Source organism: Bradyrhizobium sp. AS23.2 (genome assembly GCF_001908185.1).
Classification (GTDB): Bacteria; Pseudomonadota; Alphaproteobacteria; order Rhizobiales; family Xanthobacteraceae; genus Bradyrhizobium.
The window spans coordinates 1-21,431 of the sequence record NZ_LGHM01000085.1; the positions used below are offsets into that span (position 1 = coordinate 1).

General features: G+C 61.1%; 16 protein-coding genes and 2 pseudogenes. 8 read left to right on the plus strand and 10 right to left on the minus strand.

Translation table 11 applies throughout. From position 1 onward, the window contains the following. Positions 1 to 173 precede the first annotated feature (173 nt). Positions 174 to 1,157 carry a tyrosine-type recombinase/integrase gene (locus tag AC630_RS47080; protein WP_245330447.1) on the plus strand — a complete coding sequence of 328 codons (984 nt, stop codon included), beginning with the start codon at positions 174 to 176 and terminating at the stop codon, positions 1,155 to 1,157. Positions 1,158 to 1,316: 159 nt separating this feature from the next. Here the strand turns inward: AC630_RS47080 and AC630_RS18760 are convergent, their stop codons facing one another. Further along, entirely contained in the window at positions 1,317 to 7,112 is a 5,796-nt protein-coding gene (locus AC630_RS18760; RefSeq protein WP_074119972.1) for a CHAT domain-containing protein, read from the minus strand. Positions 7,113 to 7,262: 150 nt separating this feature from the next. On the opposite strand from AC630_RS18760, the gene AC630_RS18765 reads away from it, so the two are divergent. Then, positions 7,263 to 8,777: a CHASE2 domain-containing protein gene (locus tag AC630_RS18765; protein ID WP_283808438.1), complete on the plus strand. Its 1,515-nt coding sequence runs from the start codon at positions 7,263 to 7,265 to the stop codon at positions 8,775 to 8,777. A 14-nt stretch (positions 8,778 to 8,791) separates the two neighbouring features. Next, positions 8,792 to 9,643 carry a hypothetical protein gene (locus tag AC630_RS18770; protein WP_143198142.1) on the plus strand — a complete coding sequence of 284 codons (852 nt, stop codon included), beginning with the start codon at positions 8,792 to 8,794 and terminating at the stop codon, positions 9,641 to 9,643. Positions 9,644 to 10,621: 978 nt separating this feature from the next. Here the strand turns inward: AC630_RS18770 and AC630_RS46280 are convergent. From AC630_RS46280 to AC630_RS18790, 4 genes are all read right to left on the minus strand, one after another. Beyond that, the gene (locus tag AC630_RS46280) at positions 10,622 to 10,759 is read right to left on the minus strand and encodes a hypothetical protein (RefSeq protein ID WP_208867029.1); all 138 of its coding nucleotides are present in this window, start codon (positions 10,757 to 10,759) and stop codon (positions 10,622 to 10,624) included. Between the two features lie 131 nt (positions 10,760 to 10,890). Further along, positions 10,891 to 12,135 (minus strand): serine hydrolase domain-containing protein, encoded by a 1,245-nt coding sequence (locus AC630_RS18780; RefSeq protein WP_208867030.1) that lies wholly within the window; start codon positions 12,133 to 12,135, stop codon positions 10,891 to 10,893. A gap of 123 nt (positions 12,136 to 12,258) precedes the next feature. After that, positions 12,259 to 12,642 carry a DUF1048 domain-containing protein gene (locus AC630_RS18785; protein WP_074119977.1) on the minus strand — a complete coding sequence of 128 codons (384 nt, stop codon included), beginning with the start codon at positions 12,640 to 12,642 and terminating at the stop codon, positions 12,259 to 12,261. A 2-nt stretch (positions 12,643 to 12,644) separates the two neighbouring features. Then, positions 12,645 to 12,974 (minus strand): PadR family transcriptional regulator, encoded by a 330-nt coding sequence (locus AC630_RS18790; RefSeq protein ID WP_074119978.1) that lies wholly within the window; start codon positions 12,972 to 12,974, stop codon positions 12,645 to 12,647. Positions 12,975 to 13,243: 269 nt separating this feature from the next. On the opposite strand from AC630_RS18790, the pseudogene AC630_RS48365 reads away from it, so the two are divergent. Further along, positions 13,244 to 13,474, plus strand: a pseudogene (locus AC630_RS48365) (phage integrase central domain-containing protein); the annotation flags it as partial. A gap of 289 nt (positions 13,475 to 13,763) precedes the next feature. Here AC630_RS48365 and AC630_RS18800 read toward each other — a convergent pair. The 3 genes from AC630_RS18800 to AC630_RS18810 form a co-directional block, all read right to left on the minus strand. After that, positions 13,764 to 16,556: a UPF0182 family membrane protein gene (locus AC630_RS18800; protein WP_083636317.1), complete on the minus strand. Its 2,793-nt coding sequence runs from the start codon at positions 16,554 to 16,556 to the stop codon at positions 13,764 to 13,766. Positions 16,557 to 16,814: 258 nt separating this feature from the next. Beyond that, positions 16,815 to 17,060 (minus strand): aldolase/citrate lyase family protein, encoded by a 246-nt coding sequence (locus tag AC630_RS18805; protein WP_167561240.1) that lies wholly within the window; start codon positions 17,058 to 17,060, stop codon positions 16,815 to 16,817. Between the two features lie 154 nt (positions 17,061 to 17,214). After that, on the minus strand, positions 17,215 to 18,627 hold the full coding sequence (locus tag AC630_RS18810) for a sensor histidine kinase (protein WP_074119981.1): 1,413 nt from the start codon (positions 18,625 to 18,627) through the stop codon (positions 17,215 to 17,217). Positions 18,628 to 18,808: 181 nt separating this feature from the next. On the opposite strand from AC630_RS18810, the gene AC630_RS18815 reads away from it, so the two are divergent. Further along, complete coding sequence (locus AC630_RS18815; RefSeq protein WP_143198143.1) at positions 18,809 to 19,051, plus strand: hypothetical protein; 243 nt, start codon at positions 18,809 to 18,811, stop codon at positions 19,049 to 19,051. Between the two features lie 642 nt (positions 19,052 to 19,693). Then, entirely contained in the window at positions 19,694 to 19,885 is a 192-nt protein-coding gene (locus AC630_RS18825; protein WP_074119983.1) for a hypothetical protein, read from the plus strand. A gap of 73 nt (positions 19,886 to 19,958) precedes the next feature. Here AC630_RS18825 and AC630_RS18830 read toward each other — a convergent pair whose 3' ends face one another. Continuing rightward, complete coding sequence (locus tag AC630_RS18830) at positions 19,959 to 20,183, minus strand: hypothetical protein (RefSeq protein WP_074119984.1); 225 nt, start codon at positions 20,181 to 20,183, stop codon at positions 19,959 to 19,961. A gap of 252 nt (positions 20,184 to 20,435) precedes the next feature. Between AC630_RS18830 and AC630_RS18835 the strand changes: the two genes are divergently transcribed. Beyond that, positions 20,436 to 20,753 carry a DUF1476 domain-containing protein gene (locus AC630_RS18835; protein WP_074120004.1) on the plus strand — a complete coding sequence of 106 codons (318 nt, stop codon included), beginning with the start codon at positions 20,436 to 20,438 and terminating at the stop codon, positions 20,751 to 20,753. Positions 20,754 to 20,797: 44 nt separating this feature from the next. Here AC630_RS18835 and AC630_RS18840 read toward each other — a convergent pair. Further along, positions 20,798 to 21,048: pseudogene (locus tag AC630_RS18840) on the minus strand (YqhA family protein); the annotation flags it as partial. A gap of 147 nt (positions 21,049 to 21,195) precedes the next feature. On the opposite strand from AC630_RS18840, the gene AC630_RS18845 reads away from it, so the two are divergent. Next, entirely contained in the window at positions 21,196 to 21,429 is a 234-nt protein-coding gene (locus AC630_RS18845) for a hypothetical protein (RefSeq protein ID WP_245330451.1), read from the plus strand. Positions 21,430 to 21,431: the final 2 nt, after the last annotated feature.

The window sequence follows — 21,431 nt, forward strand, 5'->3', positions numbered from 1 at the left end:
CAACTTGGCGCAAGGTCGGTGAACTCCTCGACGTCTTCTCCAAGGAAGAGTGCGCCAACTATCTCAAAAACTCAGGCTATGTTTCCGTATAAACACAGCACGCTCTAAAGGGGGCGCGGCTCGCCCGTGATGCAGCCCGGCTGCGGGTGAAAGGCGATCGCAGCACCGCTGGCGTGGACATCGTCGAGGAGAGGCGAAAGGGACGCGAAGAGGCGAAAGCCGTCGAGGCCAAGGTGGTGTTGTCGACGTTCGAGGAATGCGCGGAATCCTACATCCGGACGAACTGGTCGACCTGGAGCGAGAAGCATCGCGATCAGTGGCCATCCTCCCTGAAGCGCTACGCCTATCCCACCATCGGCAAGCTGACGATCCCCGAGATCAAGCCAAGCCACATCCACGATCTACTGAAGCCGATCTGGGTGGAAAAGCGGGAGACCGCGAACCGGGTCCGTGGCCGGATCGAAACGATCATCGCGAAGAACGTCGATATCGACGATCCAGACTTTCGTAACCCGGCCGAATTGACGAGGCAATTGCGTGAGAAGCTGCCAAAGCGCCCGAAGCGGGTGGTCCGCCATCATCCGGCCTTGCCATACAGCGAGGCTCCGGCGTTCATGAAGGTCCTTGCGAGCGCGTCCGGTAGCGCCGCCGCCATGTTGCGCTTCCTGATCTTTACAGCTTGCCGCACGAACGAGGCCGTCGAAGGGCATTGGTGTGAAATCGATAGTCCGGCCGCCACCTGGAAAATCCCTGGCGAGCGGATGAAGATGGATCAAGACCATCACGTTCCGTTGACGGATCCCGCGCTGGCGGTGCTCGACGAGATGCGCAATGGCAGCCAAGGTGAGCTGATCTTTATTAATCCCGATGGCGGAGCATTCTCCGAAAATGCGATGCTGGCGGTACTTGATCGTCTCGGCTTCGGACACGTTACGGTGCATGGTTTCCGGTCTACCTTTGCTACCTGGGCCGAGGAATGCACCGACTATCCTGATGGAGTCCGCGAGGCTGCGCTCGCCCATAAGTACAAGAACGAGACGACTGCGGCCTATCAACGCGGCCAGAAGCTGGAAAAGCGACGAGCACTGATGAACGATTGGGCCGCATTTCTGACTGGGACCAAGGTAGTTTCATTGGACGATCGGAGGACAGGATAGAGCCTTCGAGTTGAGCCAGTCGCGGCGTAGCGGCTACAGACTCGATGAAGCGATCCAATGTCCGCTAGTCACCTTTACATCTTACCGCGAATTGTTCGAGGCGGCATCCTCGCCGGGGTGCGTGAGCGCTGCTGCCCGGGCGCCCTGGACCATTCGTCATCATCGAGAGAAGCTGTTGCTGTCGCCGATCAATACAAACGGCGCCCACCTGGCCGGATGGGCGAACGGCGGATCGGCTATCATGCTGACGAGGGACTCGCGTAACGCTTGCGCCGGCTTGATGCTCCGGTCGAGCGCCATCGCGCGGAACGCGCGACTGATCAAAATCACGGTGGCGCTCGAATCGACGCTCCAATGCGACACCAGTAGCAATCGCGCGCCGGCGAAAAAGAAAGCCCGCGCCAATCCGGACAGCGCATCGGTTTCGAGCGATCTCGAGGCGGCCGTGTTGCAGGCTGACAGGATGGCCCAATCCGCATTCAGCTTGAGCTGCGCGATCTCGGAGGCCGTCAATAGTCCGTCGTCGAGCGGTGTTGCGGTCTTGGGCGGTGTCAGAACCAAGGCAGGCTCGCCGACGGAATCGCCGAATGTCCGCGTCTGGTCGGCCAACAGCCCGTGGGTGGCAAAGTGAATGATGCGGTAGCGGTCAAGCGGGAGCCGCTTGATCTCAGTCTCCGTCAGCTGTTCGCCCAGAACCAGCCGATCATTGGCGCCGCCGACGCTTTTCGAGACGCAGCGCAGTTCGGTTGCTGTTTCCGGCAGCGGACAAATTTGCCGCAGCGATTGCACATCGGCCAGATCGCCCCGGAAATAGCTACCGGTCGGGCGGATCGCGGCCCGGCGAAGAATTGCGCCCGATTGCGCTGACGCGCTTCGAACAAGCTGCGCGCATTGCCGCGGCACCTTGATTTTCGGGCAATCCCCGTCCCCGGTCAGCGAAGGATCGCCCAAGCCAATATAGGCCAGGCGTCGATCCACACCAATCGTCGCGCGCGCGTCCTGATGCAACCGCAGCGTCGTCAGGCTTGCGACCGACGGTAGGATCGAAATGGCATGCCCGTTGATTAGCCAATCCACGTTGGCAAAGTCAGCCGGGCTGGTGGCTATGTCGCGAGAAGGACGGCGCGTGACCAGGATTTCGAGCGGAAGTCCGCTTAACGGGCCTGACAAGGCGAAGATCAGGTCCTTGCCGGCGATCACGTCCTCGACCGGTTCCAGAAGGTCTTGATACAGATCGTGCGCCGCCGTCAGGCTGAACGGCAGAGCGCTGCCTGCGGCCGTCGCATTGGTGGCCTTCATGCAGCGCAAGCGGCTTTCACCGATCCATTGCTGGGCATCGACGCCGCACCGCAATGTCGCGACCTTCTGCTTCAGGTCATGCATGTTCAATGACGATCGAAACCACTTCAGCCGATCCCGCGTCGCGACGAACACGAAACTCGCGTCGATGCCGTTGGCGATGGTAACGAGCGCCTCGTTGGGCTGAAGCAGTCGCTTGATCTGCTGATACGAAGCGACCTCGTCTTGGGTTTTGTCCAGCTTCCCCTTGTTCTGCGACGTCAATACCTCCAGCTCGGCTTCGGTCTTGCGGATCGTGTCCTTGATCCGCGCGATCCGTTCCTCGTTGAGCCGTTCGCTCGCCGAGACCGCTCCGATCAGGCTCGCATCCAGTCGCGACAGCTCGTCGCCGAGGTCCTGGATCCTGCGGAGCTGGTCGCGCTTGGAGGACTCGCGTTCCTGGAGCCGTACGCCGAACTCTCGCAGCGCGATGGCCGCCGATGAATTTTGCAGGCGCTGGACCACCTCGAACGCCTCATCCTGATGCGCGAGCTGGCTGCCGGGGTCGTTGCCTCCGTACAGCGCTCCGAGCAGCGAAAACGCCGCAGGACCAAGCGCCTCCATGCCACCGCGGGGATTGCGACTAGCTCCGGCGCGAAGCGCCAGAAATTTGGTGAGGGAATCGAAAGCGGTTCGCGCCGTGTCGATGGCTTTTTCGCGATCGCCCACGGCCAATTCCTCATCCGCATATTTGGCGAGAGCGATCGCGGTGGAGGGATTTCCCTCGCCATAGACGTTGGTGCGCGTCTCGGTGACTTGCCGCAGCAGCGGCAAGGCCTCCTCGTGACGCCCCATCCAGGAATAGACCGTGCCGAGATAGCCGAGGACACTGGCGATGTTGTCGGATCTTTCGACCTTGCCGAAGGTTCTTTCGAACACCGTGAGGTCGAGTGGAAAATGCAACGGCTCCGGCACGTCGCGCACGATGTCTCGCTTGGCCTGGACGTGAGCGAAGTCGAGGATGTCGTTCGCTTCCTCGTTGCGATCGAGGCGATGTAGCAGGTCGATGATCCGCACCAGCGTGGTGGGAGCAAACTCCCTGTTGTAATCGTCGCTCCGTTCCGGAAGGTCCGCTTGCAGCAACAACTGGGCCTGAAGCGTGTACATCAGGGCTCGATCGAAATCGCCGAGCCGCTCAGCGATGGTCGACAGGAAGTGGTAATTGACCAGGCTCTGTGGTGGCCCACGGTTGGCTTCGTTGCTTTTGCGCTGCGACAGGTTGCTTCTCACGAAAAATCGCTCCGCCTCGAGGTAGCGGCCCGAACTCAGCAATACGCTTCCATAGGTCCGGAACAACGACGCCTCGAAGTCCGGCGGGATCGTGCCGAGCGATCCCAGCCGGTTGAGAGCATCGTCAAGACGCGAACGCGCGGGCTGGATGAGGCCAAGCGCGATTTCGCTGTCGGCAAGGTTCATCTCACTCTGAATGGTCTCGAAGCTGTTGGGGCCATACTGTCTGAGGTCCTGCGCCAGGAAAATCCGGTCGGCGCGGTAACGCTCATCGGCACGGCCGCCCAATGTCATCTGTAGCCGGGAAATTCCCTTGTTTAGCCGCAGGAACCCCGCGATGACTCCGTTGACGTGCTCGTCCGGTAGTCGTTCTGCCGTGGAAACGACCTGGTTCGCCTCGTCCGTGAGGTAAGGGACCGGGCTATTTTCCGCGAGCGCCTGGCAATCCAGTCGCGCGGCATTGACCTTGTGGATCTGCCGCAGCCTGTCGAGGTCGAGCCGCACCGTAACCCAGCAGTTCGGAGGCGCGGTGATCTCCGGCAGGGCGATCGTGCTGCCATCGACAATCACCGAGACGGTCGATGGCCGCGTTTCCGACTTGTAGGACTCGAACGGTCGTACGACGAGCGTCAGTCCGGGAATGTCGGGCAGCCTGACGTCCCGGCCCGCGTTCATCGAATTGAATTCGATCCCGAAGAGATTCTGATCGTCATGGACGAAGATGTTGCTGTCGGTATTCGCGTGAATCTTGATACGGCTCTTGAGGAGCGTTTCGTCCGGAAGATGCTCCCAATGGTCGTTGTCTTCGTCCCTGTTCATGATGAACGGGTCGCGATTTGCCGCGAGCAGCTTCCGGTCCAGTCTGATACCCGCTGCTGCGCTGTCGCTGGAATGGATGATCTTGCCGCCAAATCTGACCTGCACATCGTTCATGTATCCGGGCCACAAAATGAGGTCATCGCGGCCGGATGCGACCCGATAGGGCCGGTTGGAATTCACGAATCCGGAAAAAACTCGGTGACCAAGGGCATCGGTGATGTTGATGGTGCTCATGTCATGAACAGGCTCGACCAGGATATCGTTTGCTGAGGCCGGTCCCGGAGTGGAATCGCGCAGCAGTTGGTCGTTGGTCGCCCATTCGGCCGAGGCTTCGCGTTCCCAAACATCCTGCAGCGACAGGCGCAGCAAGCCGATTTGAGCCGGACCGTTGTCCTTCCAGGCCATCGCCTCCCGATACAGCTTCTCCGCCATTGCGAGGTTCTTGCCGACGCCATGACCGAGTTCGTGCAATACACCCAGGTTGACCCGCGCGGCATTGGAGCCTTTGGCCACGGCCATGGCGTAGAGTTCCGCGGCCCTGGCGGCTGAACCGACAAATTTGATGCCTTGGTCGTCGCTGCTGAAGGAGCTTTGGCGATATTGGGACGCCGCTGCAACGGGATCCTCGCGAAGATTCAGTTCCGCCAGCAGCAGCATCGCTTGCACCGATCCGCCTGCGATGGCGCGTTGCAGGGCATCGGTAGCTTCGGTGAGGGCGGGGCCCTTGGCCAACCGGACGGCATGCAAGGCAAGCTCGGCGTGCTGCGCCAGAAATTCGTCGGTCATGACGATTGACAGCGTCGCGTAATCCTTGGCCTGGCGATCCAGGCTCGCATGCTTGTCGCTGGAGCCGTCGGGGTCTCGCGGCACCACCTGTTTCTTTGCCGCGACCAGTGCATGGCGGAGCGAGCCGTTCGGCTCATTGATATAGAGAGCGAAGTTTTTCCTTCCTTCCGCGTAAAAGAAGTTTCGTGCTTGGCTGCTCGCCGTCCACAGCTTGGAATCAGCCGTATTCCCGGCGTTCGCGAGCAGATCGCCCAGCCAGTAATGGGCATCGTTGTTTCCGGCTTGGATCGCCAGCCGATACCAGACATAGGCCTTGATGTCGTCGCGAGGTTGTTCGGAGCCGTACCGGCTGAGCCAGCCGAGCTCCATCATGGCAAATCCATTGTTGGCCTTCGCCGCCTTCAGGAACCATGCCGTCGCCTGCGCCATGTCGCGCTCGACGCCGCGGCCGTTGACGTACATGAAAGCGATATCCAGCTCGGCCTGCACGAAGCCGTGGTCGGCGGCTCTTCTGTAGAGTTCGACGGCCCTGGCTTCATCCTTGGCGACGCCGGTCCCGTCGCGGAACATGGTTCCGAGGTTGTCGCTGGCGGTGTCATGTCCTTGCGCGCTCGCAGCCGCGTACCAACGCGCCGCATCGGCCGCATGGCGCTCGACACCGACGCCATTGGCCAGCATCCAGCCCAGATTGAATTGCGCCACGGCCAATCCCTGCGCCGCCGCCTTGCGATACATCTCGACCGCCTTGCGATCGTCCCGCTCCACGCCCCGGGCATTGCGGTAGCAGTTGCCCAATTCGTTCTGCGCCCAGGCGTCGCCCTGTTCGGCCGCCTTGGCGTACCAGTTCGCCGCTTCCGTCGGGTCGCGCGGCACGCCGATGCCGTTGGCATAGGAGATGCCGAGATTTCGACTGGCCAGCGACATCCCGCGTTGAGCCGCGTTCCTGAACATGTCCGCGGCCTTCGCGACGTCACGATCGACACCGCGGCCGCTCTGATAAACTACGGCGAGATCATTGATGGCAGCGGGGACGCCGGCATCGGCGGCCAGCGTCAGCCACTTAACCATTTCAGCCAGCGATTGCGAGTCTGCAGACCGCGGCTCGTAGAGCTTGGCAAGATTGAACTCGGCCGCGTGATTGCCTTGCGCGGCAGATGCGCGAAGCAATTGCTCGGCCCTGGGGAGGTCGACCGGCACACCGACGCCATGCAGCAACATCCAGCCGAGTTCATTTTGTGCAGTGGGCTCGTCATGATGAATCGCTTTCTCGTACCAATCGATCGCGATCGCGATATTCTTGTCGACGTGGCGGCCGTTGGCGTAGAGCGTGCCCAATTGGTATTCCGCCAATGGGTAGTCCTTGTCGGCGGCACGTTTGAGCAACTGAAGGGCTTTGCTCTCGTCCTTTTCGACGCCAAGTCCGTCAAAATACAGAATCGCCAAATTGTACAGCGCGAGCGGATGGTCCTGATCGGCCAGCGTCTGATAGATCTGGGAGGCTTCGATCAACTGGCCGGCTTTGCCGAGCGCGCGGGCGAGTTGAAATTTGAATCTGGCTGTGTCCGGAGATAGCCGCACCGCCTCCTGGCAAGCGGGGACCGCTGCGGTCGCGTCGAGCTCGGAATAGCTGATTCCCGCGGTCGTCTTTTCCGGGTCGGTTGGGGCGGCAGCGAGTTCGTCGCACCGGGTTACTGGTGTTACCTCCGCAGAAACGGCGCAAGCGAAGCAGGCAATGAGAACGACGGCAGCGAGCGACGTCCTGAGAACGCCGGGCCGGGGCATGAATGGGAAACGTTTGAGTTGAAGGCCTCGAAGGTGCACCGCAATCCCAAATTTCTCAAAGATTTACAAAAACATGCGGGAGGTTAGAGCGACTTTGCGCTGCCATCAAGAATGAAATGGGCAAGGAAGTCTCGGAGATCGAAGCTCTTGATGGGGGCTCGCGAATGCTGCAGGGTGAGATTTTCAGATCAGGGAACAGCCTTGCGATTGCCCGGACAGATTCGCGCGTTTCGAGAGCGTAACCCAAAGCTCTTTGAAATCGCGGTTTCGATACTGGCTTGCACCTTGATCCAGATTGCGCTCCTGGCGTCACAGCCTTCGTCGTCGCGATTTGTACGGCGCGCGGCCGACAATGCGGCGGATCAAATGATCCGGTTGTCGGAGCGGACCAACGGCAGTCTCAAGGGCTCGCCGAAGTTTACGTTTTTCTCCATCGACGATGCGACCTACGTTGCCTGGGGCGCTCATCAGATAGCACCGAGGGGCCGTATCAAGACGATCCTCGAGCGCGTGGCACGATCCAATCCGACGGCTATCCTTCTCGATGTCGACCTGTCCTACACCGATTCAGGCGATGCCTCCGGCGAGGCATCGTTACGGGATTTTCTCGGCCAGTATCCGGCCGCGGCTCCGCCGCTATTGCTGGTCCGTTCGCTTTATCACGATGCCGCGCCGCCGGCGCTGCCTCGGATACGGGCGACAAGCTATGACGATCAGACCGCCGCCAAGCCCAATATCATCTGGGGATCTCCGCTGTTCGAACGCGACGCGGATGGCCAAGTGCGGCGGTGGCGACTGTTCGTGCAGGTCTGCGCCGCGGAACACCCTGCGGTCCTGCCGGCGCTTCATCTCGTCGGTGCGATCATCGCGCGAGCGCAGATTGAAGGGGAGGACAGGGAGCAGGCGGCGGCGTCCATCCCCCGGCAACTGGCGTCGTTCGGCGCCGACAGCTGTGCGCGCCCGACGGAAAGGTCGGGCGAGATCGCGCCAAAGCGGGGAGAGCTCCCGGCAATTTCCGTCGATCACCTCGATGTCAGTAGCCGGGTTCTTTACAGGGCTGACTGGAACGCCAGCCGGATTGCGCTCGGCGGCGATATCGTCTCCACCGACGGGCAGACGCCCCTGGTCGCCGTTCGGCCCGCCGGCCTTGTGAGCAGCGGAGACTCGACGTCACCCGTTCCCGGTCTCGACGGCCGTATCGCCGTGATCGGCGGCAGCTTTGCCGACAGCGGGGATTGGTACAGCACGCCGCTCGGCAGGATGCCCGGCGCGATGCTGCTGATCAACGCGATCGAAGCTCTGACGATCAACGGCACGCCCCGTGAACCGAACGTGGTCGAAGCCATCGCCATCAGTTTCGTCATCATCGTGATGACCTCCGTTCTGGCGGCATTCTTCAGGCCAATCGTCGCTGCTCCGCTTGCCGCCGGCGGCATCTTTCTCATCATGCTGATTTCGCTGCCGCTGTTCCGGTCGGGCGTCGTCGTGAATTTGGCAGTTCCGGCGGTGGGCGCCGCGTTCTATGATCTCGGCGCCACGCTGGTCGAGAAGTATCACCAGCTGCGGTCCTTGGGATGGAAGTTCGTGCTGAAACCACCGGCCAGCATCGACATGGAGCCGACGACGCTCGAGGCCTCGGGCGAGGGCGCGGGAGAGCCGACATGAGGTGGTTGGCCCCGGTGTTGATCGCGGTGGTGGCCGCGACGTGTCGCGTGAGCGCCCAGGAAACGGGGCGCGAGATCGGTTATGTTGAAAGTTTCGACAAGAAGGCCAACGTCTTTGTCCTTCATCGCGGAGGCCAGACGCTTCCGATCGACGCCTTGACGCCCGTTCGTACGGGTGACCGGATCGAGGTGCTGGATGCGACAGCCAAGATCGTGCTCCGTCTCGTCAATCGCGCAACGCCGGTGACCGTTTCGCGCGGAAATCTCGATACGCCGCTGACCGACCCGCCTCCCGCGCATCCGTTCTGGACGCCGACGATCGCGTGGGCGGCTTCGCAGATCGGTAAGCTCGACCGTGACGATCGCGAGCAAGTCGCCGCGAGTATCCGGGGTTCGGCCAGCGGCGGGGCAGTGCCGCTGCTGGCGTTGGCCCAGACGCTGCCCGCCGGCCGCCAGTCGCTGTCGATCGGCTGGATCGGCACAGCTCCCGCCGAGATCCGGCTGCAAGGACCGGACGGCAAGGATGTCACCTCGGGCCAGGGCACCGCAGGATATTGGTTCAGCCCGATGCTCGACCTTGCGCCGGGAGATTTTGTGATTGAGGTGAAGATCGGTGCGACGCGCGTGAGGCAACTCGTGACGGTCGTGCCAGCCACTTCCATGCCGGATATTTCGCCGGATCTGAAGCAAGACGGCTTGCCGGAGCCGCTGCGCGAACTGGCGACTGCCGCATGGCTGGCCGCGCGCGATCAGCGGTTCATCCTGGCTGCATTTCAACACGTGGCGCCGTTTGCTCGTGATTCCTCGCCCGCGAAATTGCTTGCACGCTCGCTAGTCCGGGGGGAACGGCCACTTCCACCCGGGTGATCCAAACAACGCCGGTAGATCTTATTAGGCTCGGCGCTACCGCCTCGATCCCCGTTACGCATAGCGACAAGCGGGCATCCTGGCGTTCTCAGACCTTGGTCGGCTTCTGGTTGGAAGGCTGACATTCCTGCGTTCGCTGAGTGCGGAAGGGCGCTCGCCGCCCGAGATCGTAGAGCGCAACCGTAGTTATGAAGCTGAGCCGCAAAAGAGCGAACGCGATCAAAGCGATTTGGAGGAGGGAGTAGCTTGTAGCACGGCAAAGGAATGGCGCGTACTGATGACTTCGATAGGTGACCAAAGCCACAAAGCATAGGTCCCCCTAGCGTGCGGGTTGCGTCTCTATCGAATGTGGCGATCAAGCCAGCGGGCAGGTCGCGGGAGCGGCGATCCTTCTTCAACCTGTCGTGTCGAGCGCCCGAGCGATACGACAGCAAGAAAATTGCGAACCGATGCGGATGGCACCTGACTGCTCTAACACGCGTTGAATAGAAAAAACCTTGGCGCCCCTTCGTGTGCATGGCGTGTGCACAATGGACTTTTGCTTGCTCTAGTTGTCTGGCTTTTTGCAGGTAAGGCTTTGATTTTGTTGGTGAGCGCGCTGGGCTCGAACCCAGGACCCCGTCATTAAAAGTCATGGCCTCGGCACCTCTCTGCGCATTTCAGCTTCGCCCGATTAACAAAATAGATCCGCCCGGAGGGCGTTTGAAGGAAGGCAGCAGGTCGCATGCCTCGCTCAGGGGCGGAAAACTACGGTTGGGATAGTGCTGAGACGACCGTTGCAAACACCGTAGCTATTCTTGCGATGCGCAAGAAAAATCGAGTTAAATCAACGCGGTTGACAAGACACCCCTTCCGCCATTTCGGAACAAAACTGGGCACGCCCAGGGTATCCGATTTTGCGCCAGAGCTAGAGATCCCCACCAAGGTTCGGAGCAGGTTGCTCTTGGACCCCATGATGCGAACTTCCTTGTCCGCGACCTAGACCCGCTGGGCCAGCAGCCGGAGGTGGTCGCGGCGGTAGCCGCCCCCATCGGCCCGCATCCGCTTCCGTGCCGTGTTGGCGAACTGGCGGAGCATCTGCGGCGTGACGGCCTGACGGGTTACGTCCTCAAGCATGGCCTGCGCCCGTGGGGCATCAGCCTGGGCCTGATCCCGAGTCGCGCAGGTATTGCAGGACAACCTTGGAGGAAGGGCTCGCCGTAGACGGCATTCAAGTTTCGCCTAAGCGCAGGTTGCACGCTCTACGCCTAGCCGAGGCACCTTCGTACCGCGGCGGTCAACTCGATGTGGCGCGTGTCGATCAAGGTGGCCGACCAGAGATTCGTAACGTAGCCGAAGGCGACACGAGCTTCGGGGTCGGCAGCCCCCAGCGACCCTCCACTGCCCGGATGGCCGAAGGACGCTGGGCCGAGCAAAGGCATGGCGGGTGGTGTGGCACGCCAAAAGCCGAGCGACATGTTGAACAAGTTCTTCGCGGCCGGCGCCAACTCCGGTGGGACACTGTGCATGCGCGTGCTTTCGGTGTGAGGCGCCGACATCGCGGCCACCGTCCCGGGCTGGAAGAGACGGATGCCGTCGACGTCGCTCACCATTGCGGCGTACATGCGAGCGATAGCGCGGGCGTTGGCGAACATGTTCGCGCCCGGAAACTCCGCCGCCCGCCAGGCCCGCGAAGTCACATTCTCCCCGACGATGACGCCGTTCATTGTCCCGGCCCTCGTGAGGATCGAGTCCGGTCCCCAAAGGGTCTGCACCAAACGCCCGGCTACGGCGGGGTCCAATCCCAAGATCACTGCGAAGTCACCCATCAGTTTCTCGGGAGAATCATAAGGATACGGAGCCTGTTCGACCCGGGCGACCCGCGGCTCGATCGCTTCGGGCAGACCGATCCAAGCGGATAGCTCGAGAGGACGGGCGATTTCCTCGGCAAAAAATGTGCCCAAGGACTTGCCCGTGATGCGTCTGACGACCTCGCCGACGAGAAAGCCGTACGTCATTGCGTGGTAGAGGTGCTCGGTCCCGGGCTTCCAGAGCGGCTCCTGGACTTCCAACGCATGAACAACCGGATCCCAAGCACACAACTCCTCGAACGTCAGTTGTATGTCGATAACCGGCAAACCGGCCTGATGGGAGAGTAGCCATCGGACGGGGATTTTTCCTTTGCCCGCCGCCCCGAACTCCGGCCAGTACCGGGCGACGGGCGCGTCGAGATCAAGCTCGCCACGCTCGACAAGGAGGTGCGCACACATTGCGGTCGCACCTTTCGTGGTCGACGCGACGGCCACGATCGTGTCCCGACCCCACGGGTGATTTTTCTCGCGGTCGGCTAGACCGCCCCATAGATCGACCACCGCGCGCCCGTCGACGTAGACGCAGCATGCAGCGCCCAGGTCCTTTTCTTCCTTGAAGTTGGCGCGGAAGGTGTCCGCAACCTGCTCCCAGCCGTTCTCGACTACGCCATTGACGTCACTCATTGCCTTGCGCCCTTTCATGATGATGACTTTCGCGGCAGGCGTAGGGCCTGCGGCGACCGCTCATGGCGCCCTGGCGCGTGAGCTTCTTGTACGATTGCTCCAAGCCCTGCACATGGATCGCCGGGGCTTGCGTAGTCGCCATCAGTCCGCACCCCCGTCAGAGATCTCTCCTGCGGCCGCACGATCGATGGCTTCGATCAGCCGGTCGCGCTCCTCGTTGATCCACTGGCCATCCGAGTAGTTCGCGACGAACGTCTCCACGAACTCAACTGGGTCGTCTCCGACGATGTCGCGGATCGGAGTGCCATTTGCCGCGCTCTCTTCGAAGAGGTCCACGAGGTCGCCGTGCATCCGCACCGCAACGTCGCCCTTGACGATCCCTCCGGCGTACATCAGATACCGCTCCAACGCCTCAGCCACGGCGCGATAGTTCGCGGGAAGCTGCTTGATCCTCGCCTTGCACTGCCGGTACTGCCTTTTCTGTTCGAGCGATCCGGTGACCAGCTCAATCCATCCTGCGGCCATGTCTATCTGTCTCCTTTATGGAGCTGTTCCAGTCGTTCTGTGAGGAAGCTCCAAGTCCTCCAGAACTCTTCGAGAAATTTCCGTCCCTGAGCATTGAGGGAGTACACCTTACGCGGCGGCCCCTTCTCGGACGGGATCTTCTTCACCTCGACGAGGCCGCGCTGCTCAATCCTGACAAGCAGGGCGTAGACGGTGCCCTCTGCGATATCGGAGAAGCCCTGATCCCGCAGCCATGCCGTGATCTCGTAGCCGTACGCGGGCCGCTTGGACAGGATCGCGAGGACGATGCCCTCCAGCGTGCCCTTGAGCATCTCCGTCATCTGCTTGCCCATGGGTATCTCCTCAGATAACTACTATGCGACACTAACTACTGGTATATAGTGACGCTGAATAGCGACTGTCAAGTCTCACTTGGCGGCGAGAGGTGTCGGCTCTTGCCAACAGGAGTTTTGACGGGTGAGAACCGCTAGGCGATCAGCGACGGTATAATGGGGAGATGGTCAGGCGCTCCGCCGCATCGAGGCATGTCGTGGACGCCTACGACAAAAAAGCTGAGGCGGCATCAACTCGGCCCTGCCTAGTCTGCTTGCGACGGAACGGCATGCGTTGCGGCAACGCCCGGCGCGAAGCCAAAGCCATCGAGTCAAAGGTAGTATTGTCGACGTTCGAGGAGTGCGCGGAAGCCTACATCCGGGCGAACTGGTCGACCTGGAGCGAGAAGCATCGCCATCAGTGGCCATCCTCCCTCAAGCGCTACGCCTATCCCACGATCGGCAAGCTAACGATTCCGGAGATCAAGCCGAGCCACATCCACGATCTGCTGAAGCTGGTCTGGGTGGAGAAGCGGGAGACTGCGAACCGCGTCCCCGGCCGGATCGAAACGATCATTGCGAAGAACGTCGATATCGACGATCCGGATTTCCGAAATCCGGCTGAGCTTACAAGGCAGCTCCGCGAGAAGCTACCAAAACGCCCCAAGCGGGTCGTTCGCCATCATCCGGCCATGCCCTATGCCGAGGCGCCGGCATTCATGAAGGTGCTTGCCGGTGCGCCCGGGACAGCTGCTGCCATGCTGCGCTTTCTAATCTTTACGGCTTGTCGCACTGGCGAGGCGGTGCACCTCAGCGGCTACCCGATCGCCGGCGGGTATCTTCCAAAATACCGCGCATCGCATCCATCGCTTTGCCGAAGCCTGCCCAATCACCGGATTTCAACCGCTCCATGGCCTGGTTGTAGTGCGCAAGCGCCTCCTGCGCGCGTGCTGCCGCGGAGCCTTCGGTCGGTGTTTGCGCGGTCACACCCGACGCTGCCGGGGAGGGGCCGCTGTCCACAAAGAGTGCCGACAGGGCCTCGCCAAGCGTTTCCTTCATGACGACATGTTCACCATAGGCGGCAATCACGCGCTTGAGCTCCGGCAAATGTCCTTGCTCGGCTCGCAAATACAGTGGCGACACGTAAAGGATCGAATTCTCGATTGGGATCACGAGCAAGTTTCCCCGGATCACCCGCGACCCCATCTGGTTCCACAGTGATATCTGCTGGGAGATCTCCGTGTTCTGATGAATTCGCGCCTCGATCTGGAACGGCCCGTAGACCAGCTTCTCCTTTGGAAATTCGTACACGATCAGCTTGCCATAGCCAGGCTCATCGCAGCGCGCGGCAAGCCAGGCGATCATGTTGTCGCGACGGCTCGGCACCATCGGGATCATGAGAAAGAACTCGGCTTGCGCTTCTCCAGGCAGTCGCATGATGATGTAGTAGGGAGCCATCACGGTCGTGCCGTCCATTGAAGAGACGCCGTCGCCGGCCGGCTGACGCGGGAATTGCCAGAGGTCCTCGCGGTTATAGAAAACATCGGCTGCCTCCATGTGGTAGGTCTGGAACAGCCGCGCCTGGATGAGGAACAGGTCTTCGGGATAGCGAATGTGCTTTTGAAGATCTGCCGGCATGGCCGCGAACGGCTTGAACAGGCCCGGGAAGATCCGGCGATAGGTCGCGGCGATGGGATCGAATGGGTCCATCAGGTAGAAGTCGACAGTGCCGTTGTAGGCGTCGATCACGGCCTTCACCGAATTTCTTATGTAGTTAAGGTTGGGGCCGGGTACGGGCTGCGCGTAGGGAAAATATTCGCTGGTCGTGTAGGCGTCCTGGATCCAGAACATGCGGCCCTCGCTGATCACCAGATAGGGATCGCGATCCAGCGTGAGAAATGAGGCGATCGTGTCGACCCGCTTCCGGATGTTGCGACGGATCATGATCCGGCTGCCATCGCCGATGTAGTCTGAAAGAAGCAGGTTTACGTCGTTGAAGTGGTGGGCGAAGATCAGGCGCCGCACCATGCTCGACAACGGGACGCCGCCGGCGCCGTCATAGGACGCATAGACGTTGTCCTTTCCTTTGGGATAATCGAACTCCGGCACGGTTGCCTTGACGATGACGTAGTCCTCGGTCTGCAGCCCGTAGTAGATGCGCGGCTCGCGAATGTCGGGACCTCCCTGTGCAACCGGAGGAACATCGTGCAGGTAGAGGAGCGGAAGCCCTTCGCTGCTCTTCTGGGTGACCGGACTCAGCACCGCACCATTGCCGTGGGTGAACAGGATGTGGCGGTTGACCCAGGTCTGCGCGTTGGGCGGCAGAAGCTCGGAATTCAGCTCGCGCGCCGAGAGCATCACGCTCTGGTAGGTGCCGCCGAGCCAGTAGCGGTCGACATCGAGGTTGCGCAGCTTGTAGTAGGTGCGGATCTCCTGCAATTGCGCGTAAGTGTCGGCCAATGGTTGCCAATCCCACAGCCTTATGTTCTCGATCGTGGCCTTGTTGGCCTCGAGCGTGCCGAAGGTCAGGGTCTGCTCCGCAGGGAACGGCTTCGGTGAGATTCGATTGAGATTGTAGGCCTCCCGGGTCAGCGCGATGTTGCGTTCGATGTAGGGACGCTCCCAGTCCAGCTCGTTTGGCCTGACGTAGAAGCGCTGAAAAACTGTGGGGATGATGCCCGATAGCAGGAAAGCGGCGCCGAACAGCAGCGCGATGGCGGCGGTGGGGAGGCGGTAGGTGCGGACCCACAGGTTCGCCCATGCGGTCAAGGCGGCGACGATCGACAACGCGATCAGGATCCACAGGACCGGCAATTCGACGTGGACGTCGGTATAGCCTGCGCCGACCACCACGCCGTTGTCGCCGAATAGCAGGTGGTAACGGTCGAGGCCGTAGGACCACGCCTTCACGCCGAAGAAAAAGCCAAGCAGCGCCGAACCGTGGCAGATCGCCGCCGGCGAAATTCGCTGCGCCCGGTCCTCGATGTCGCCATGCACCCAGTAGACAAATCCAGCGAACAGTGCGCTCATGAAGAGCGTCAGCATTGCCCAGTTCTTGACGGCGACAAACGCGGGCAGGGAGAAGAGGTAGAAGCCGATATCCTTGTCGTACAGGGGATCGCTGCTGCCGTAGGGCACCTGATAGATGAATCGGAGCAGCGTGCCCCAGTTGCCGACCTCGCCCCAGGCGACAAACAAGGCGAAGAGGCCGCTGCTGGCGGCGATCACGCCGCGCCACGGCAGTCGCTCGCGCAGGAATTCAAGCGGATCAGGCTGAGCCGCGGCGGCCGCAAGTGTTGGGACAAAGGCCGCAGGCAATCGGGGCTGCCGCCCGGCAAGACCAAGCGCAAGCCGCGCGTTCGCCCACAAGATGGCGGCGGTCGCCGCGAAAACAACGAGGAAGACGGTGGCTTTCGCGCCGATTGTGGTCCAGAAAACCTGCTTGTAGCCGATCGACGAGAACCACATCCAATCGACCAGCAAGTCGCCGACGAGAGCGAGTAGGATCAGGCCGATTGCGACGATGATGGCCGCGATGATGAATCCCACCACAGCGCTTCGCCCTGGTGCCTTCCGTTCGGGTCCGGAAATCCCGATCGTCATAGTGACATTATAGCAGAACGACGGACGTGGCGCGCCTGTCGCGGTGGCGACGCACCCGCTTTTTTCTCCGCCCTCCCACAGTAGGCGGATGCCCGCAACAGGCTGCGCGTCAAACTCGGGAGGATGCGCGAGTTTTTGGAGGGCTGAGTGTGTCCGCTTTGTCCGCTGGAGCAAACAAATAGCAGATGTCTTGCGAGGTCAGCGAAGGGTTAGCCGAGCGACAACCGCTTTGCTCTCGAAGCTAAATTTCATGGTTACTCACTCGGGGGGGGGGCCGTCAGCCTCCAAAGCATTGATGCGAATTGCCGCAATGCACCTGCGGTCGCGGCAGTCTTGAACAAAGCGGGCCAGTAGATCGCGTGCGTCGCCACGTCGTTCCGGCGGCGTGAAGTCTTCCAGGTCGACGATCAGTGCGTCAGTGCCGCTATCCAGCATGCTCTCATGGGCGGCGCGATCGGCGCCTGGGCCGAAAAGCCATGTGCGACGAAGGTCTGGATCAAGCATAGGAGCGGCATCCATTAGATCATTCGCATGCTAGGACTAGCGACCGATTGCGATCCGTCAAGCGGGGCGCCATGACCTTATGTGCAGCCGCCAGTTGCGCAGACCCCCGGATGTACCGGACACGATCATGGCTTCGGGCGCGAGCCCCGCAGTGCTACGCAGCGAGCGGAATCTCGATGGCTATCTGAGTTCCTGGGCCAGGCTTGCTTTCCAGTCGAAGACGCCCTCTTAGCGACGAGACGACCAGGTTGAACGCAATGTGCAGCCCGAGACCGGTATTGCCACTCTCGCGACCTGTGGTGACGAAAGGATCGAAGATGTGTGTCTGCAAGTCGGCGGGAATGCCGACGCCTTCGTCGGAGCAGACAAGCCGAACCGTTTCCGGCTCCGGCTGATCGACCGCTATCGCAAACCTGCCGCCTCTCTTGTTGGGGTAAGCGTGTCCTGCAGTATTGAGAGCCAGGTTGCTGATCACCTGAGCAAGCGCTCCGGGGTAGCTGTTCAACTTGATTCCCGACGGGCATTGTACCTCGACCACCAAACCATGGTGCGACAGGAGCGGTCCAAGCTTGACCATCAATTCAGACAGCCAGTCCTTGAGTTCAAAAGTCCGGCGATCCTCATCGGCTTGATTGACCGCAACCTGCTTGAAGCTATGCACCATTTCGGATGCCCGGTGCAGACTATCGAAGGTCAAGTGAAGCCCTTGCTTCAACCTGCTAATTCCCTTCATTAGATCGGATCGCCGGACCGAGACTCCGCTCAATACATCAGACATTGTCTGCAGGTCAGTCTGCATGGCTGTGGAGGTCGTCAAGGCTAGGCCTAGCGGGGTGCTGACTTCGTGCGCAACGCCGGCCACGAGCTGGCCAAGCGAAGCGAGTTTTTCGGCTTGCACGAGATGGGCCTGGGTTGCGCGCAGATCGCGAAGTGATGTTTCCGAACGCTCCTTTTCGCGCTGCAACGCCTCGGACGTTCGGAATTGCTTTCTTGCCCGGTACTCGCGCGCAGCCACCGCGTAGAGCGACAAAGCGTAAGCATTCACGACAAGAGAATGATTGATGAATCTCAGGCCCGGCGGCAGCGTTGGCGCGAATGTCTCGGCGACGATCAGTGCCCCCCACGACAGCAAGCAGAAAATCGCCAGCGAGCCAATCCGCAATGGCAGCATGGTCGAGACGAACAGGATGATCATCATCATGCCAGGAGCGGCAAACGTGAAGCCCGACGGCAGGACAAGATAAATGCTTGGCAGGATGCAGCCTGGAATGACACAATAGACGAGGAAAATCGTCTCCGCCCATGGCTTCATCGATCGCCTGGAAAGCAGAGCGGTCAGCGGGAGCAGCACGAGCACGGCAGTGCCACCACGGATTGCAAGCGTGGTCGAAACGATTTCGGGGTAGAGCACCCAATCCCAGATGGTGTAGCCGGCATAAGTGGCAGCGCCGAGCAGCATCGCGATCTGCGTCCACCCGAGGCTGCTTCGAACGTATCGGTCAACAAACCGCCGCTCCTCAATACCGTCTTCGAAGCGCAGTCCCAAACGTATCAATAAGGCAAGCATTCCAACATCAATCGCTAAGGGATGTATTTGATGTCTCTACGACAGGTTTAGGGCCGCGTCGCCGACAAAGATGTCGCGTTCGCCGAGAGCCGCTCCAGCCTGGTAATACCTGCTGGCCAAGGGGGCCCAGGTTCATCTATTCCGAGCCCCTGTGACGGCGCAATGTACCGAAACGGAGAGGTTGATCGCGGACAGTCGCTACGGGCAGTTCGACGACTACATACAGGGTGTCGCCAAGACGTTTTCCGTTCCGTTCGTCGAGTTCAGGACATTGCCGTATGAATTCGACGACAGCCGATTTTATATTCAGGATCACATGACCGGTGATGACGCGGCCGAAGTGTGCCCTTGGTCGCTAAACGCTGTTTTAGCAAGCGGTAAGCGGTCTTCTCAGGCGACCATTTCCAACCAGAGCCGCAGTTAGCCAGTGGGAGAGTTTCAGATTGTTTTGCAACAGAAAGGGGCCGCCTCGAAGGCGAGGGGCGCACTTGCCTTTCCTGTTGAGTGCATGCAGCTCCGCCCACAAACATTGAGCGCGCTGGAGCGGGGAAATTGCGGGCGATGAAGATCGGAATCCCCGTCTACGACGGCGTCGGCATGCCCGACATCGCCGGCGCACTGTACATGTGCGCGGTCTGCGAGGGAGCGATGTTGCTCGTGGCCTCGGGTCTTCGACGACCAGTGGGCGACGACGCATTGGGCCTTCCTGGAATGCTTCCCCGCGCTGTTTCACCCGCGTTTCGTGCGGGATCGCCATCGCCTGACCGGAGGCGGAATTTCGGCCGGTCTCGATGAGGCCCTGATGTTGATCACGCCGCTCGGAGGCACGGAGCTGGCGCGCCAGGCGCAGCAAAACACCCAGTACTATCCGGACCCGCCTGTTCGCAGTGCGATCGCATCAACGCCGCAATGTCTTCAGGCGTAAAGCCCGCCGCGTCGAATCAATAGGTCCGTCGGGCTGTCCGGCGTGTCTTTAACCATCTGATATCTTGAGGCTTTCATCGGCTGCGCTGGTCCGCCTGGATCAATTCGCGGAACCCTTTCGTCGCGTCTGCGTTATCTCGTCATGACTGAAGACCTGTCCTTCCGACGCAAACCTTTGACCCCCGAACAGCGCCAGGCGCGCGATGCGGCACGCCGCATCGAGGCCGAAAAGGCCATGCGCGATCATGAAGCGGCGCAGAAGGCGTTTCACGCCAACCGGGAACGGCTGAAAGCCGAACGTCTCGCGCGTGAAGCGGCGGCGGCAAAGGGCTGACCCGGTCGGGCCGTCGCGCCGAAAAACTCCCGAATCGATCGCCTGAAGCAGGTGCCCCAGCCTATACCGGCGACTAGTGTCGGTTTGACACCCGGGTTGGGCTCAGAGCCAGCTTGAGCGCCTGAACAGCGCCTGCGAATGCACCGCGGGGCGATTGTGCCTCGATCGCTTCGGCTGCGATGCGACAATCGTCGGCGACCTTGAGCAGCCCGCTTCGCGCGAGATCCATGGTGGAGAGGGCGGCCTGCTCCAGGCAGAGCCGTTCCAGCCGTCGAAACTCCCGCAGTTCTTTGTTCATGCGTCAGCTCTCGATGTCCCCGGGCCATGCGGCGCCGAGTCTGCCTAACGAATGGTAAACGACCCCATCTAGCCGACGTAACTGGCGCAAGGCTGGTGGCGCTGCGAACACACCAGCCCGCGGCGCGCCTGCAGGCTTGACGGCGTTTGCCTTCCGCCGGAAGATTCAAATGATCATCAACCGACCTGAACCACGGAGACGTTCGCTCCCAGCCAGTCCGATCCCCAGCAGCGAAACGCAATGGAGCTGACCATGACCACGTTCGACAAGCGCGAGCAGGGCTTTGAGGCCAAATTCGTCCATGACGAGGAGCTCATGTTCAAGGCCGCGGCCCGATCCAACAAGCTGCTCGGGCTCTGGGCCGCAGCCCAGCTCGGGCTCAGTGGCGACGCCGCAGCGAGCTATGCGACGGTGCTGGTAACGGACCATCTGCATAGTCGGACGATCGACGATGTCGTCGACAAGGTATCAGGCGATCTCGCCGGCACGGGGATAGCGCGCCAGCAGGTCGCGCAGAAGCTTCAGGAGTGCCTGCACCAGGCCATGCAGCAGCTCGAAACAGACAGATGAAAGAGGCGGGCCGCTGCGCCTCACTCGGCGTGCTTACGCACGCCTTAATCGCTGAGCTTGTCGACGAATGCGATCCCGATCGCAAGGCGACGAAGGTAAGGTGGATTATGCCGATGATGGCCATGGCGAGCTCGATCTTCAGGACGCTCGCATTGACGTGGCCGAGCCATTCCGGCTCGTCGGAATGGCCCCGCAGGTCGAGCCGCGAGACGAACGTTTCGTAGCCGCTGACGATGACCATCACGAGCAGGTTCGAGATCATTACGACGTCGATCAGCGCGAGCACGCTCGTCAGGCGCAAGGCCGCGCGCCGTCACCTGCAGATCACGCAGCCACGTGCTATCGTCCGGGATGGCCGCTGCGCGACGGCTTCGATCGGGAGGGGAGAGTGAGAAGCGTCTTTGGCAAAGGGTCCGGGAGGGTCACGCTGGTTGCGGCGGTGATGCTTGGCGTCGGTGCCGTCGAGGCGTCGGCAACGCCGCTAACGCCGTTTCGCTACGAAGCCCAGGCACAACGCCATTGTCCGCACGATCAGGTGGTCTGGCTGGATTTCAGGAAGGGCGTTTACTACGGCAGGGGCCAGAAGCATTATGGCCAAGGGTTTGATGGCAGCTTCGTCTGCCGGAGCGAGGCCCGCGACGGCTTCTACCGTCGCTCGCTGTTGGGCCTGCGCTGAGG